The sequence below is a fragment of the Delftia sp. 11MD genome, from assembly GCF_050907895.1.
In the GTDB taxonomy this organism is placed as follows: domain Bacteria; phylum Pseudomonadota; class Gammaproteobacteria; order Burkholderiales; family Burkholderiaceae_C; genus Comamonas; species Comamonas tsuruhatensis.
Genome location: NZ_CP194333.1, coordinates 6,465,206 through 6,479,981, shown reverse-complemented (window position 1 = coordinate 6,479,981; position 14,776 = coordinate 6,465,206). Strand labels below are relative to the sequence as shown.

Genomic DNA, 14,776 nt, shown 5'->3' with positions numbered 1-14,776 from the left:
TGCCCATGAAGGCATTGCCCAGCGTTTTACTTCCACGCCGCACCCTCGTGGCTGCGGCCTGTGCCCTGGCTGGCGCCATGGCCCTGCCCGCCGTGGCCCAGGGCCAGGCGTCCTGGCCCTCGCACCCGGTGCGCCTGGTCGTGCCCTTTCCGGCCAGCGGCGCCACCGACCTCGTGGCGCGCGTGGTGGCGCAGCGCATGTCGCAGGACCTGGGCCAGCAGCTGGTCATCGACAACCGCCCCGGCGCGGGCGGCACCATCGGCACGGGCGAGGCCGCCAAGGCCTCGCCGGACGGCTACACGCTGCTGTTCACCACCAGCAGCACGCATGCCATCTCGCCGCACCTGATGACCAGGCTGGCCTACAAGGCCGACAAGGATTTCACGCCGATTGCCGAGATCGGCGGGGCGGCCAGCATCCTGCTGGTCACGCCCTCGCTGCCCGTGCGCAACGTGCAGGAGCTGATCGCCTATGCCAAGGCCCATCCGGGCGCCCTCAACTACGCCAGCAGCGGCAACGGGACCATCGTCCACCTGAACGCGGCGGCCTTCGCGGCGCGCGCAGGCCTGCAGCTGACCCATGTGCCCTACAAGGGCACGGCGCAGTCCATCACCGACCTGTCCGCAGGCCAGGTGCACCTGCTGTTCGACTCCATTCCCACCGGCATGCCCCATGTGGCCAGCGGCCGCCTGCGCGCCCTGGCCGTGACCGGCGACAAGCGCAGCGCGCTGGCGCCCGACCTGCCCACGGTGGCCGAGTCCGGCCTGCCTGGCTATTCTTCGGTCACCTGGTTCGGCGTCTATGGCCCGGCCGGCATGAAGCCCGAACTTGTCGCGCGGATCAATCAGGCCTTCAACAAGGCCATCCAGAATCCCGAGGTGGTGGCCAGCCTGGCCAGGCAGGGCGTGGAAGCCGCATCGCCGCGCACGCCCGAGCAGTTCGCCGCCATGGTGCAGGCCGACAGCGCGCGCTGGGCGCAGGTCATCAAAGACAACAAAATCACATTGGATTGAGTGAAGCACCCCCTGAGCGGCTTTGCCGCTTCCCCCTCTCCTGCGGGAGGGGGACGACGCCCTTGCTGCGGGGTGGCGCGGCCGGCGTAGGCCCTTGCTTGGCGTCCCTGAGCTGGGCCGTGCCTGCGGTTCCTCAAGCTATCGGTGGCGCGTTGGCGCTATGGAAATTGATATGACAAGCACTGTTACGGACTGGACACTTCCCTACGCCTCGCACCGCTCTTCGGTGCTGGGCCGCAACATGGTCTCCACCTCGCAGCCGCTGGCCGCGCAGGCCGGCCTGTCCATGCTGCTGGCCGGCGGCAATGCGGTGGATGCGGCCATTGCCACGGCCATGGCGCTGACCGTGGTCGAGCCCACGGGCTGTGGCCTGGGCAGCGATGCCTTCTGCATCCTGTGGGATGGCAAGGAACTGCACGGCCTCAATGCCTCGGGCCGCTCGCCCGAAGCCTGGACGCCCGAGTACTTCGCCGCGCTGGGCGGCATACCCGAGAAGGGCTGGAACGCCGTCACCGTGCCCGGCGCCGTCTCGGCCTGGGTGGAGCTGTCGCGCCGCTTCGGCAAGCTGCCGTTCGAGCAACTGGCCCAGCCCGCCATCCGCTATGCGCGCGACGGCTTTGCGGTCTCGCCCACCATCGCCACGCTGTGGGCGCTGGGCGGCGCCAAGCTCGGCGACCAGCCCGGTTTTGCCGAATGCTTCCTGCCCGATGGCAAGGCCCCCAAGGCGGGCGAGGTGTTCCGCAGCGAAGCCCATGCGCGCACGCTGGAGGAGATCGCCGCCACCAAGGGCGAGTCCTTCTACCGTGGCGCACTGGCGCGCTCGATGGCCGAGCACGCCAAGGCCTGCGGCGGCGCCATGACCGAGGCCGACCTGGCCGCCCACCAGGCCGACTGGGTCGGCACGGTGTCGCAGACCTTTGGCGATTCGGTGATCCACGAGATCCCGCCCAACGGCCAGGGCATCGCCGCGCTGATGGCGCTGGGCATGCTGGACGCACTGGGCGTGGGCGCCGAGCCGCTGGACGGCGTGGAGTCCGTGCACCTGCAGGTCGAGGCCATGAAGCTGGCCCTGGCCGACCTGCACGAATACAACGCCGACGGCGACCACATGCGCGTCGAATCCGCCCATCTGCTGGACGCCGGCTACCTGTGCGAACGCGCGGCGCTCATTGACCGCGAGCGCGCCAGCGCACCCACCTACGGCGCACCGCGCCCGGGCGGCACGGTCTACCTGGCGGCGGCCGATGCCAGCGGCATGATGGTCTCGTTCATCCAGTCCAACTACATGGGCTTCGGCTCGGGCGTGGTCGTGCCGGGCACCGGCATCAGCCTGCAAAACCGCGGCCACGGCTTCACCACGCAAGCCGGCCATGCCAACGAGGTCGCGCCACGCAAGCGCCCCTCGCACACCATCATCCCGGCCTTTGCGATGAACGCCGACGGCACGCCCCAGATGGCCTTCGGCGTCATGGGCGGCCCCATGCAGAGCCAGGGCCACCTGCAGATGGCCCTGCGCGTGCTGCGCTACGGCCAGAACCCCCAGGCCGCCGCCGACGCACCGCGCTGGCGCGTGACGGGCGGCAAGGGCGTGGCTGTGGAGCCCGCCTTCGACGCCGAGGTTGTCGCCGCCCTGCGCGCACGCGGCCACGAAGTCACGATCGAGGAAGGCCATGGCGTCTTCGCCTTCGGCGGCGCGCAGCTGGTGCTGCGCGACGGCGACCACTACATCGGCGGATCGGACCCGCGCAAGGACGGGGGCGTGGTGGCGTTCTGAGGGCGCGAAAGCCCCAAGGACTGCCGCGCAGATCGAGTTCGCTTTAGAGTCATGGCATCGAAATCTTGATGCCATGGTGCGAACGGAGGTGGATGCAATGACGGCCAGAGATGATGAATCGGCGCTGCTATCGCGCTGCTCCTTCGTCGCCCGGGAGCGTGCGCAGCCCGCCCAGGACCAGCGCGAAGCCAACGTGTTTCGCCTGGCCGCCATGATCGTCCGTTCACGATTCCCCCAGGAATCTGCGAGCCTGATGCAGGCCAGCGAGCGATATTTCGCCTTGCATCCAGAAGAAAGACTGCCATCGGAAGATGTGGTCAGGCGGGGTTGGGTTCTGAGCCTGCCCCGTCTGCGCGACATGCTCAGCCTTCGGCTGCGTGGGCACTGAGGCCATGTCCATGCTCCCGATTTTTCATACCCATACGGCGCTGGCAGAAGGCCTGCGGGAGCTGTTCAAGCAGTTGGAGCAGCGGCTTGCGCTGGGCCGCCCCTTGAATGTCTATCTGGCTGGCGGCATGGCCGTTCACCTCTACACAGCAGACCGCGTCACTACCGATGTGGATGCGGAATTCGGCGGGCGCGTCCATCTGCCGAACGACCTGATGGTCGAGGTGATGCTGGAAGACGGCACCCCGCAGGTGGTCTACCTCGACACCAACTACAACTCCAGCTTTGCGCTGATGCATGAGGACTATCTGGATGACGCCATCCCTATCGACCTCGGTGTGGACCAGATTCGCGTGCATGTCCTCTCTCCCGTGGATCTTGCCGTAAGCAAGATTGCCCGGTTCGCCGACAACGACAAAGAGGACATCGCGGCCCTGGTTCGGCTCGGGCTGACCAGTGCCGATGCCATAGAGCAGCGCGCAACAAGCGCCCTGGCCGGCTACATCGGCGGACAAGCCATGCTGAAGCTGAATTTGCGGGACGCTGTGGCATTGGCGCGTCGGGAGGAGGGCGGTCGCTCCGGCACCCCCTGAAAGGCCTGGCTGCCGCAACCGTGTTCGCTCCCCTGCTCACCCCCAGCGCAACACCCAATCCGCCCGCCCCCGCGTTGCCGCAATGCGGCGCGCATTGGGCTCGTCCACCTGCGCCACCCAGTCGCGTGCGGCCTGGGGGCTGCGGCCGTGGAGTTCGTGGCGGCGGGTCAGGCGGTCGATGCGAAGGCGGTCGTCCATGTCCACGTACCAGACCTCGTCCAGCAGCGCGCGCACGGCATGCCAGTGTGTGCCTGGCGCATCCTGTTCCTCCATCAGCAGGTAGTTGCCTTCGGTGATGACCAGGGGCACGCCGGGCGCGATGGCGATGGCGCCTGCAATGGGCTCCTCGATGGCGCGCCGGAATTCGGGGGCGTAGACCGTTTCACCGGCCACGGGCGCGCGCAGGCGGCGCAGCAGGGCCACGTAGCCGGCCGAGTCGAAGGTGTCGGGCGCGCCCTTGCGCTGCGCGCGGCCCAGGCGCTGCAGCGCGGACTGCGCCAGGTGGAAGCCGTCCATGGGTACGGCCGCCGCCAGTGGGCCCAGCGCCTGCAGCAGGGCGGCGCAGACCGTGCTCTTGCCTGCGCCGGGCGGGCCCGCCAGGCCCAGCAGGCGTCGGGGGCCGGAGCGTGCCAGCGCAAATGCACGCGCCAGGGCTTCGGGCGGCAGGATGGCCGTCATGCGCGTGCCTGCTGCGCGCTGGCCAGCCCGTCTGCCATGAAGCCGCGTGCGTGCAGGGCCAGGTCCATGCCGTCTTCCCACATCGGGCGCCAGATGGCCAGCGCGTTCGACAGCTGCTCGTTGACGATGGCCGACGAGAAGCTCTCGAAGGTGACGGTGCCCTGGTAGCCGATCTGCGCGAGGGCACCGAAGAACTGCGCGAAGTCGATGTGGCCCGCGCCCAGGTAGCCGCGGTGGTTCTCGCCGATGTGCACATAGCCCAGCCGCTGTCCGCAGGCCAGCACGGGCGCGGCGAGGTCGGCTTCCTCGATGTTCATGTGGTAGGTGTCCAGGTGCACGCAGACATGGGGCTGGCCGACTTCGTCGATGAACTCCAGCGCCTGCGCGGCCGTGTTCAGCAGATTGCTTTCGTAGCGGTTGACCACCTCCAGGCCCAGCGTGACGCCGCGCTCGCCCGCGAAGTCGGCAATGCGCCGCACGGCCTCGATCGCGTTGCGCCGGCCCCGTGGCGTGCAGGGGTGGCCGTATTTCGCCATGGCGCCGTAGAGGATGCCGCCGAAATAGCGTCCGCCCAGGCGCGCCGTGATGTCCACGCCCTCTTGCAGCAGCGCCAGGCCGCGCGCGACTACGGCGGGGTCTTCGCTGGAGACATCGGCCTCGAAGGTCAGGCCCCGCGAGCAGCCCACGCCCAGGCCATGCTCCTGCAGCAGATCTCGCGTGAGTGCCAGGTCCATGAGCCGGGGGCCGTGCAGGGACAGCTCGACCAGGTCGTAACCGGCCTGGCGCGTCTGCTCGATCACATGGCGGGTGGATGCCGGCGACAGGTCGCCGGCCCAGACAAGGGCGTGGATGCCGAGGGGGTTCATAGGGGCTCCGGTTGGACGCTGCGAGAGCGTGAAGGGGAGGGTCCGGCGGGTGCCCGGGCAGGGCCCCGCCAGCGCGCCAGCAGGTGGCGCGCGGCCACGGCGGCGATCATGGTGGCGCCCCACAGGGCCTGCGTGAGCTGGGCATTGGCGCCCAGCAGGTTCACCCCGCTGGACAGCACCTGCAGGATGAGCAGGGCGACGAACAGCCCCGACACCCGGCCAAAGCCGCCCATGGGATCGGTGCCGCCCAGGATGGCCGCAAGCACCGTGACCAGCAGGTAGGACTGGGCGTAGCCCGCACTGGCCGAGTTGAAGCGCGCCATCATCAGCACGGCCGCGATCCAGCACAGCAGCGTGGACAGGGTGTAGACGCCGATCAGCACGCGGCGCGTGTCGATGCCCGCATGGCGCGTGGCCTCGGCATTGGAGCCGACCATGCGGATGGCCAGCCCGTGGCGTGTGCTGCCCAGGTACAGGCCCACCAGCAGGCACACGGCCGCGAAGATCCAGAACGGCAGCGGCAGGCCCAGCCACTGGGCCGAGCCCAGGGCCTGGAAGGCCTCGGGAAAGCCTGCAATGGGCTTGCCGCGCGTGAGCCAGACGCACAGGCCGTTGATCAGCGACATGGTGCCCAGCGTGACGAGGATGGGATGGGCGTTGACGCGCGCCACCAGCCAGCCGCTGGCCAGGCCCACCAGCAGGCTGGCGAGGGCGCCCACGGTCAGTGCCACGGCGATGAGCAGGCCCTCATGGCCCGACAGGTCCAGGCCCAGCGCCGACAGGCCTCCCACCAGCACCCAGGCCATGGCCAGGCCCGCCATGTTGGCGCTGGCGACCACGGCCAGGTTGATGCCGCCACTGACCAGCGGCAGCATCTGCGCCAGTGCCAGCAGGCCCAGCTCGGGGATTTGCAGCAGCACCGATTGCAGCGTGCCCAGGGTGGCGAAGCTGCCGGGCAGCAGCAGCGTGAACACGGCGCACAGCAGCGCCAGCAGCGCGATCAGGCCCAGCGGCGCGCCAGTGCTGCGGTTCATGGCGCGGCCCCCGCCAAAGGCGCTGCAGGGGTGGCGTCAGCGCTGCGCTGCTGGTTGCGTCGCTGCGTGCGCCGCAGTCCCGTTGCCGCGGCGCAGGCCAGTACCACGGCGCCCAGCAGCACCTGGAAGAAATACGGCGACACGCCCAGCAGGTTCAGCCCGTTGCGCAGCACGGCCAGCAGCAGCACGCCCATCAGCACGCCGCCCACGCTGCCCGTGCCGCCGAACAGGCTGGCGCCGCCCAGCACGGCGGCCGCGAGCACGAACAGCTCCGTGCCGACCAGGGCGTTGGGCACCGACTCGCCCACGCGGTGCGCCTGCACCAGGCCTGCGATGGCCGCCATCATGCCGAGCCAGCCATAGGCCACGCCCTGGATGGCGCCCAGCCCGATGCCCATGCGGTGCGCGGCCTCGGGGTTGCCGCCGAAGGCGTACAGGCGCCGCCCCAGCGCGCTGCGGCCCAGCAGCAGTGCGGTCAGCAGGGCGGCCGCAGCGGCCACGGCGATGGGCAGGGTCAGGCGCACGGGGTCTGCGCCTTCGGCGCTTGCGAAGCGGGCCAGCACCACGGAATCGCTCCACCACGACGGCAGGTCGTAGATGGACCGCCCGCCCGTGCCATGCATCAGCAGCGCGAAGTACAGGTTCAGCGTGGAGATGGTGATGATGATGGAGGTGGCGCGCAGGCGGTGGATGAGCAAGGCGTTGAATGCGCCCAGCGCCAGTCCCGTGGCCAGGCCCAGCGCGATGCTGGCCGCCGGTGCCCAGCCCAGGCGTGTGGCCGCGAGGGCCGCAAGGTACTGCGCCACCGTGGCCGTGGCGGCAAACGAGATGTCGATGCCGCCCGCGACCAGCACCACCAGCAGGCCCACGGCCATGATGGCGGTGACCGATGCGCCCTCGGCCACGTCCATCCAGTTGCCCAGCGTCCAGAAGCCCGGCGCCAGGGCGCCGAACAGCAGGGCCATGGCGGCAATGGCCAGGCCCAGCCGGGCCACGGGGTGGTGCAGCAGCGCGTGTGCGTGTTCAGGCATGGACGGCTTCCTCGATCTGGCTTTCGGAATGCGCCCCTGGCAGGAACTCGCCGACGATGCGCCCGCCGCGCATGTGCAGCACGCGGTCGCAGTGGGCATGGACTTCGGCCACCTCGTCCGAGATGACGATCACCGCCATGCCCTGTGCGGCGAGCCCGTGCACGATCTCGAAGATGCCCTGGCGGTTGCCGATGTCCACGCCCACGGTGGGCGAGTCGAGGATCAGCAGGCGTGGCGCGGTCGCCAGCCAGCGGGCCAGCACCACGCGCTGGGCATTGCCGCCCGACAGCTGGTGCACGGGTGCGTCCAGCGCGGGCAGGCGCATGTGCAGGCGGTCGCGCCACTGGGCCGCAGTGGCGGCGCGGCGGCGGGCGGGCAGCCAGCCCAGCGGGCCGGACAGGCGCGGCAGCATGGCCAGCACCAGGTTGTCCTGCACGGACTGGCGCAGGTTCAGGCCGATGGACTGGCGGTCCTCCGGCACATAGGCAATGCCCGCCGCCATGGCGTCGCGGTTGCTGCGCAGCACCAACGTGCGGCCGCCCAGGCGGATGCTGCCGCGATCGGGCCGGCGCATGCCGAACAGGCCCAGGGCCAGCTCGGTGCGGCCCGCGCCCAGCAGCCCGGTCAGGCCCAGGATCTCGCCCTCGCGCACATCGAAGCTTACGTCCTCGTAGTCGCCGTCGCGGCCCAGGCCGCGCACTTCCAGCAGCACGGGCGCGGCGGACATGTCGCGCGCATGCAGGCGCTCATCCACTTCCTGCCCGGTCATCAGCGCGGCCAGTTGCCGGCCCGACAACTGCTCGGCGGGCCAGGTGCCGAGCTTGCGCCCGTCGCGCAGCACGGTGACGCGGTCGGCGATCTCCATGACCTCGTCCAGCTTGTGGCTCACGAAGACGATGGCCATGCCATCGGCCTGGAGCCGGCGCACCACGGCCAGCAGCGCATCGACCTCGGCACGCGTGAGCGAGGCCGTGGGCTCATCCATGAACAGCAGCCTGGCCCGGGCCGCCATGCCCCGGCAGATGGCCACAAGCTGGCGGCCCGCAATGGGCAGGTCGCCCACCCGCGCATCCAGCGGCAGCGCAATGCCCAGGCGCCGCAACACGGCCTGGGCCGCCTCGCGCTGGCGCCTGCGGCGCACGGGCGCCCACCAGCGGCCCATGGCCTGGTCGAAGGCGATGTTCTCGGCCACGCTCAGGTTGGGAAACAGCGACAGGTCCTGGTAGATCACCTGAATGCCCAGGGACTTGGCCAGCGCCGGGTCCAGCCGCTGCACGGGCTGTCCGCCGATGTCGATGCGCGCGCCCGGCTGCGGCGCGTGCACGCCGCTGAGCACCTTGATCGCCGTGCTCTTGCCGCTGCCGTTGCTGCCCATCAGGCAGTGCACCTCGCCGGGCATCACGTCCCAGTCCAGCGCATGCAGCGCGGTGGCGTCGCCAAAGCGCACGGTGACCGCCTGCATGCGGACCAGCGCCGTTGTGGTGGCATCCATGGCAGCGCGCGGCTCACAGGCCCAGGCCGACCAGCCGGTCTATGGTCTGCCGGTTGATCGGCTCCAGCCTCTGGCCCTGAATGTTGCGGCGCTCGCGGTCTACCTGGACCTTGCCCAGGCCCGGTATCTCCATGCCGTCCGTGGGCTCGCGGCCGTCGATCAGCATCTTGCCCACATGCACGATCACCTCGCCGGCCAGCGCGGGGTTCCAGATGAAACCCTCGCGGATCACGCCGTCGCGCACCAGCTTGGCGCCCTGGCCCGGCGAGAACGAGCCCACCACGGCAATGCGGTCGGCTTTGCGCGCATCGGCCACCGCGCGGCCCGCGCCAATGGGGCCCTGGCTGCCGAAGGCCAGAAAGCCCTTGAGGTCGGGATGCGCGCGCATCAGGTCCTGGGCGCTGCGGTAGGAGTCGTCCAGGCTCTCGGCCACGCCGAAGCGCTCGGACACCAGCTGCATCTTCGGCCACAGCTTTTTCTGGTGGGCGATGGCCGCATCGGCCCAGGCGTTGTGCAGCGGCACGGTCAGCGAGCCCACGAAGACCACGTACTTGCCTTCGCCACCCATGGCCTTGCCCAGGCTATCCATGTGGCGCTCGCCAAATCCCGCGACGCTGCTCAGCTCGATGTTCCAGTCGGCGCCCTTCTGGTCGGGCGACTCGTGCGTGAGCACCTTGATGCCCGCGCTGCGTGCGCGCCGGAACACGGGCTCCAGCGCCCTGGCATCGTTGGGCACCACGGCGATGACCTTGCTGCGGCGCGCGATCAGGTCCTCGACCGCGCGCACCTGCTGGGCCGCATCGGCCTCGGTGGGGCCGACCATGCCGCTGGAGATGCCCAGCTCGCGGCCTGCCTTGCGGATGCCGGTCTCCATGGCGTTGAACCACGGAATGCCCCCGACCTTGGCCACCACCGACACATCCTCGGCACCGGCCGCGCCTGCCAGCACCGCCAGGGTGCAGGCCAACAGTGCCCTCGAGAACCGGCTGAATCCATGGAACATGGCGCTCCTCCCTCTGTTTTGCACAATCGATTGTGCAAACTATAGACAGATGGACTTCCATTGCCGATGCGGGATTTCCCGGGCCGCTGCTGCGTGCCGGCTCCGGTCCGCCCGAATCGCTGCCGCAGCGGCTACGATGGCCGCCGAGCGCTCCCGTCCCAACCCCTGCAGAGCACCGTGAACCGCCCCCGAACCTCCACCATCTACGACCTGGCCGAACTGGCCGGCACCTCGGCCTCGACGGTCAGCGCCATCCTCAACGGCAGCTGGCAGTCGCGGCGCATCAGCGAGGAGACCGCGCGCCGCGTGCAGCAGCTCGCCCAGGAACACAGCTTTGCCGTGAACCGCCAGGCCAGCGGCCTGCGCCGCCAGCGCTCGGGGCTGATCGGCATGGTGATTCCCACGCATGAGGACCGCTTCTTCGGCGCGCTGTCCCAGGCCTTCGAGCGCCTGGCCCACGCGCGCGGCCTGTGCCCGCTGGTGGTCAGCACGCTGCGCGACGGCGCGCTGGAGGTGGAGACCGTGCGCTCGCTGATCGCCTTTCGCGTGGAGCACCTCATCGTCACGGGCGCCACCCGGCCCGACGCCATCAGCGCCGAATGCCGCCAGGCCGGCGTGCGCCATGTCAACGTGGATCTGCCCGGGAAAAAGGCGCCCTCCGTCACCAGCGACAACCGCTGGGGTGCGGCCGAACTCACGCGCCTGCTGCTGGCGCGCTCCAGGCCCCCGGCAGGTGCGCCGCAGGACGCCATCTGCTTTCTGGGCGGCGTCCGCAAGGAGTACGCCACCGAGCAGCGCCTGGCCGGCTTTCGCGAAGCCCTGGCGCCCCACACGCCGGTGGCGGACGAGCACATCGTCTGCTGCGGCTACGACCCCGAAGCGGCCCGCCTTGCCATGGCAGCGCTCTACCAGCGCCTGGGCGGCCTGCCGCGCGCCCTGCTGTTCTCATCGGGCATCACGCTGCAAGGCGCCATCCGCTTCCTGCGTGGACTGCCCGATGCGGAACTGGCGCAATGCAGCTTTGGCAGCTACGACTGGGACCCCTATGCCGAATGCCTGCGCTTTCCGGTGCACATGGTGCGCCAGAACGTCGAAGGCCTGATGGCCGAGGCCTTCCGCGCCATCGACGGCGAAGGCCTGCGCGCGGGGCAGGTGGTGCAGGTGCGGCCGCAGTTGGTGGAGTGGGGGATTTTGAGTCCCCCGCCATAGGTTCAGGGCTTTTGCCTGCTCAGTGCACGATCGCAGCGCTTGCAGGGTCTGCAGGGACAAGCTTGCTGAAGTGGATCACGTCGCTGACGATGCTTCTGAAGACTTGCTGGGTGTTTTTGGCGGCCTGTTTGTCGAATCTGTCATCGATCACGACCACGATGTTTTCGCCGTCATTGGTTTGCCGGTTGGTGATGTCCACCAGCTTGTAGAGGGCGGGAGCCGCAGACTGCTGCGTTGGCTTGACGGCCAGATACCCAGAGCCTTCCATCTTGAAGTCCAACTCATGCCGCTTGCCCGAGCTTCCAAGGTATTCGGGCCTAAGTTGCAGCTCCTTGCCGGGGTACCTTTGGAGCAGGGCTTGTGCTACCTCCGTGGCAAATGCCGATCCATCGGCGTCCACGCCCTGGTGCTCCATCTCCCAATGGGTGATGGCTACAAGGCAGGAGATGTACCGTGCAAAGGCGTCGGCGGACGACGAGTCCGTTGACAGGATCTCTATGACGCCCTTGGCATTGAGCGAGGCCCCGTGTTTGCTCGCCAGGTTGCTGAGGAACCTCAGCTTGTGCCCTGACGAGAAATTCATCCCTCTGCCAATGAAGTGCAGGACGGTCTGGCCATCGTCGAAAAACCGATGTACGTCGTTGTCGAAACTCTGCACATACACAGGCACGGGGTCGCCATCGGCAAAACAGAAGGGCGTGTTGATCCTTGCAAGCGTGCCTTGCTCGTTGATGGGCTGGCACGCAAACCCGGTCAGGTTGAGAAGGTTCTGGCAGATCATGGTTGGAGCCTCAGCTGTTCTGGATCCTCAAGTGCGGGCCTGAATTCGATGTTGGTGCGTTGACAGAAAAATGCGAAAACATCATGGAAAGTCCGCCATGACTTCCACTCCGGAACAGGGTTTCGTGCATCTCCCAGATGCTCATGCGCCTGATCGTGCCAATTGTCGGGGTTGTAGCTTTTCGTCGTGATCTGCAATTGGTAAACCCTTGCCTTGGGCTGCTTCTTCATGTGACGGAACACACTCATCTTCAGGGTGATGAGCCCAGTATCCGAAGAGCGATAGAAGTTCAACTGGACCACAAGGCCTGTCCCCTTGCCGCTGTCCGTTACCAAGCCCTGTTCAAAGTTGAACGCTCCCTGTGGCTTATCCAGTAACTTCCAATCGTCGGCCTCGGCGTCGTCGCAATAGTGACGTTCTGACAGTATCTGGCGAGCCTCCGCCTCGTCAAGACTATCCACCCTCTCCTCCTTTCATGTTGTTTGTGCAGGAGTTGCCGACAGCCAGCGCAGTGGCGCTGCTCACCTCCTGCCCTTGGTCACAACCGCGCTCGCCCTTTGATTCTGGAGTGCGCCGACCTTGACGCATGTTGTATCGCATCAACGCGATCAAGGGTATTGCGTCTGGATCCATTGGCCTTCATCGCCCTGCACCCACCAACCCCGGCATCACCGTGAAATCCACCTGCGCCTGCGCCAGTTGCTGCATGGCCGGGATCAGGGCGCGGGCGTCGCCGCGCCGCCATTGGAAGGCGTAGTGCAGGGGAGCGAGGGCGGCCTTGGGATGGGCGCCCCCGACGGCGCGCAGGCCCAGGGCGGCGATCCAGCCGGTGGGCAGGAAGCCCACGCCCAGGCCGGCGCGCAGCATGCCGGCCACGGCGCCCCAGCTGTTGCACAGGATGCGCTCGCGCACGCTGGCGCCCTGGGCCAGCAGCCAGTCGTCCAGCAGGCGCGTGGTGCCGGCCTGCGGGGGCAGGGTGACCAGCGCATGGCGCTGCAGCAGGGCCGTGGCGCCCAGGCGGCCCGCGCCTGCCAGGCCGGGGGCCACGGCCCAGGCAAAGCGTGCGGCGCCCACGGGGCGGGACAGCAGGCTGCTGCGCGAGGAGCGGCCCGCGATGACGGCAAAGTCCAGCTCGCCGTCGTCCAGGCGCTGCTCCAGCACGCCGCCCACGTCCACATGGGGCTCCAGCACCAGCTGCGGATGGGCCTGGCGCGCGGCGGCCACGAAGGCCGGCAGCCAGGTCAGCGCCGACAGGTCGCCCACGCCGAAGCGGCAATGGCCGGCCAGCGCCTCGCGCGTGTCCAGGGCCTGGCCCAGCGCGGCCATGGCGTTGAGCACCTCCAGCGCGGCGGGCAGCAGGCGCTGGCCGGCGTCGGTGAGCACGGCACGGTGGCCGCTGCGGTCGAACAGCGGCTGGCCCAGCGCGGTCTCCAGTTCCGTGATGCGCTTGGACAGCGAGGACACGGACAGGTGCACGCGCTGCGCGGCCGTGGCGAAGTTGCTGCAGGTGGCGGCCCACCAGAAGGCTTCGAGCTGCTTGACCGAGGGTGTGGACATGGGCTTGTCATTGGCAAAAAGCGAACAAGTGCATTCTAAATAATCCACTTTCATTCAATGGATGCGCGGCCTACAGTGGCGCCGGTTCCTGAACATTCCGAGGTCCGCACCATGGCCGCCATCGCTTCCTCCTCTGCCTCTGCCTCCACGCCTTCGGCACACGCCCTGCCGGCGCCGCGCGCCCCGGCCGTGCTGCGCCGCATGCTGTCGCTGCATGATTTCGAGGAGGCCGCGCGCCGCAGGCTGCCCCGGCCCATCTTCGGCTACATCGCCGGGGCGGCAGAGGACAACGCCTCGCTGCGCGACAACCGCGAGGTGTTCGGCGAATGGGGCCTGACCACGCGCGTGCTGGCCGATGTGTCGCAGCGCTCGCAGGCCGTGGAGCTGTTCGGCGAGCGCTATGCCAGCCCCTTCGGCATTGCGCCCATGGGCATCAATGCGCTGTCCACCTACCGGGGCGATCTGGTGCTGGCCCGCGCGGCCCAGCGCGCGGGCATTGTGTCGGTGATGAGCGGCACTTCGCTGATCCCCATGGAGGAGGTGGCGCGCGAGAGCCCGGCCACCTGGTTCCAGGCCTATATCCCCGGGGACCAGGCCCGCATCGACGCGCTGATCGACCGCGTGGAGCGCGCAGGCTTTCGCACCCTGGTGGTGACGGTGGACATACCGATCTCCGCCAACCGCGAGAACAACATCCGCACCGGGTTTTCCACGCCGCTCAAGCCCAGCCTGCGCCTGGCCTGGGACGGCATGGTGCGTCCGGGCTGGGTGGCGGGCACCTTCCTGCGCACGCTGCTGCGCCACGGCATGCCGCATTTCGAGAACTCGTTTGCCACGCGCGGTGCGCCCATCATGTCGTCCAGCGTGATGCGCGATTTTTCGGCACGCGACCACCTGAGCTGGCACCACATCGAGGCCATCCGCCGCCGCTGGAAGGGGCCGCTGGTCATCAAGGGCGTGCTCAGCGTGGAGGACGCGCTGCAGGCCCGGCGCGTGGGGGCCGACGGCATCGTGCTGTCCAACCATGGCGGGCGGCAGCTCGACGGCGCGGTGTCGGCCATGCGCATTCTTGAGGACGTGGTGGCGGCCCTGGGGCCGGACTATCCGGTGCTGATCGACGGGGGCTTTCGGCGCGGCTCCGATGTGCTCAAGGCCGTGGCGCTGGGCGCGCGCATGGTGCTGGTGGGCCGGCCCTTCAACTATGCCGCCGCCGTGGGCGGCGAGGCCGGCGTGCTGCACGCCATCGGCCTGCTGCGCGACGAGGTGGACCGCAACCTGGCCATGCTGGGCGCCTCCTCCTGCGGCGCGCTGGACCGCTCGCACATCGTGCGCCGCGCATCGGCCTGACAGAAACCTCC

The 14,776-nt window shown here is 69.0% G+C and carries 15 protein-coding genes; 6 read left to right on the top strand and 9 right to left on the bottom strand.

The window, feature by feature from the left end:
- The first annotated feature begins 5 nt into the window (after positions 1-5).
- From ACRSCF_RS29685 to ACRSCF_RS29670, 4 genes are all read left to right on the top strand, one after another.
- On the top strand, positions 6-1,013 hold the full coding sequence (locus ACRSCF_RS29685) for a Bug family tripartite tricarboxylate transporter substrate binding protein (RefSeq protein ID WP_244387647.1): 1,008 nt from the start codon (positions 6-8) through the stop codon (positions 1,011-1,013).
- A 172-nt stretch (positions 1,014-1,185) separates the two neighbouring features.
- Positions 1,186-2,787: a gamma-glutamyltransferase family protein gene (locus ACRSCF_RS29680; protein WP_244387646.1), complete on the top strand. Its 1,602-nt coding sequence runs from the start codon at positions 1,186-1,188 to the stop codon at positions 2,785-2,787.
- Positions 2,788-2,884: 97 nt separating this feature from the next.
- Entirely contained in the window at positions 2,885-3,175 is a 291-nt protein-coding gene (locus tag ACRSCF_RS29675; RefSeq protein WP_034366457.1) for a hypothetical protein, read from the top strand.
- A gap of 10 nt (positions 3,176-3,185) precedes the next feature.
- Positions 3,186-3,767, top strand: a complete 582-nt coding sequence (locus ACRSCF_RS29670; protein WP_233174748.1) for a DUF6036 family nucleotidyltransferase — start codon at positions 3,186-3,188, stop codon at positions 3,765-3,767.
- A gap of 36 nt (positions 3,768-3,803) precedes the next feature.
- Here the strand turns inward: ACRSCF_RS29670 and ACRSCF_RS29665 are convergent, their stop codons facing one another.
- Genes ACRSCF_RS29665 through ACRSCF_RS29640 form a run of 6 tightly spaced genes read right to left on the bottom strand, consistent with a single transcriptional unit; the run spans position 3,804 to position 9,871 of the window.
- Positions 3,804-4,445 (bottom strand): nucleoside/nucleotide kinase family protein, encoded by a 642-nt coding sequence (locus ACRSCF_RS29665; RefSeq protein ID WP_432675177.1) that lies wholly within the window; start codon positions 4,443-4,445, stop codon positions 3,804-3,806.
- Complete coding sequence (locus tag ACRSCF_RS29660; protein WP_017405890.1) at positions 4,442-5,311, bottom strand: sugar phosphate isomerase/epimerase family protein; 870 nt, start codon at positions 5,309-5,311, stop codon at positions 4,442-4,444. Before ACRSCF_RS29660 ends, ACRSCF_RS29665 begins: the two co-directional genes overlap by 4 nt.
- A complete protein-coding gene (locus tag ACRSCF_RS29655; protein WP_244387645.1) occupies positions 5,308-6,345 on the bottom strand; it encodes an ABC transporter permease in 1,038 nt (345 codons plus the stop codon). The genes ACRSCF_RS29660 and ACRSCF_RS29655 overlap by 4 nt, the downstream gene beginning before the upstream one ends.
- Positions 6,342-7,376: an ABC transporter permease gene (locus tag ACRSCF_RS29650; RefSeq protein ID WP_034366411.1), complete on the bottom strand. Its 1,035-nt coding sequence runs from the start codon at positions 7,374-7,376 to the stop codon at positions 6,342-6,344. Before ACRSCF_RS29650 ends, ACRSCF_RS29655 begins: the two co-directional genes overlap by 4 nt.
- Positions 7,369-8,868, bottom strand: coding sequence for a sugar ABC transporter ATP-binding protein (locus tag ACRSCF_RS29645; protein WP_034366414.1), 1,500 nt, complete (start codon positions 8,866-8,868; stop codon positions 7,369-7,371). Before ACRSCF_RS29645 ends, ACRSCF_RS29650 begins: the two co-directional genes overlap by 8 nt.
- Positions 8,869-8,881: 13 nt before the next feature.
- Positions 8,882-9,871: a substrate-binding domain-containing protein gene (locus ACRSCF_RS29640; protein ID WP_034366417.1), complete on the bottom strand. Its 990-nt coding sequence runs from the start codon at positions 9,869-9,871 to the stop codon at positions 8,882-8,884.
- 177 nt (positions 9,872-10,048) lie between these two features.
- On the opposite strand from ACRSCF_RS29640, the gene ACRSCF_RS29635 reads away from it, so the two are divergent.
- Positions 10,049-11,080, top strand: a complete 1,032-nt coding sequence (locus ACRSCF_RS29635; RefSeq protein WP_244387644.1) for a LacI family DNA-binding transcriptional regulator — start codon at positions 10,049-10,051, stop codon at positions 11,078-11,080.
- A 19-nt stretch (positions 11,081-11,099) separates the two neighbouring features.
- Here ACRSCF_RS29635 and ACRSCF_RS29630 read toward each other — a convergent pair whose 3' ends face one another.
- The 3 genes from ACRSCF_RS29630 to ACRSCF_RS29620 form a co-directional block, all read right to left on the bottom strand.
- On the bottom strand, positions 11,100-11,861 hold the full coding sequence (locus tag ACRSCF_RS29630) for a DUF1828 domain-containing protein (protein WP_034366420.1): 762 nt from the start codon (positions 11,859-11,861) through the stop codon (positions 11,100-11,102).
- Positions 11,858-12,322, bottom strand: coding sequence for a hypothetical protein (locus tag ACRSCF_RS29625; RefSeq protein WP_016454004.1), 465 nt, complete (start codon positions 12,320-12,322; stop codon positions 11,858-11,860). The genes ACRSCF_RS29630 and ACRSCF_RS29625 overlap by 4 nt, the downstream gene beginning before the upstream one ends.
- Positions 12,323-12,500: 178 nt before the next feature.
- Entirely contained in the window at positions 12,501-13,418 is a 918-nt protein-coding gene (locus ACRSCF_RS29620) for a LysR family transcriptional regulator (protein ID WP_047219059.1), read from the bottom strand.
- Between the two features lie 111 nt (positions 13,419-13,529).
- On the opposite strand from ACRSCF_RS29620, the gene ACRSCF_RS29615 reads away from it, so the two are divergent.
- Positions 13,530-14,765, top strand: coding sequence for an alpha-hydroxy acid oxidase (locus ACRSCF_RS29615; RefSeq protein ID WP_034366423.1), 1,236 nt, complete (start codon positions 13,530-13,532; stop codon positions 14,763-14,765).
- Positions 14,766-14,776: the final 11 nt, after the last annotated feature.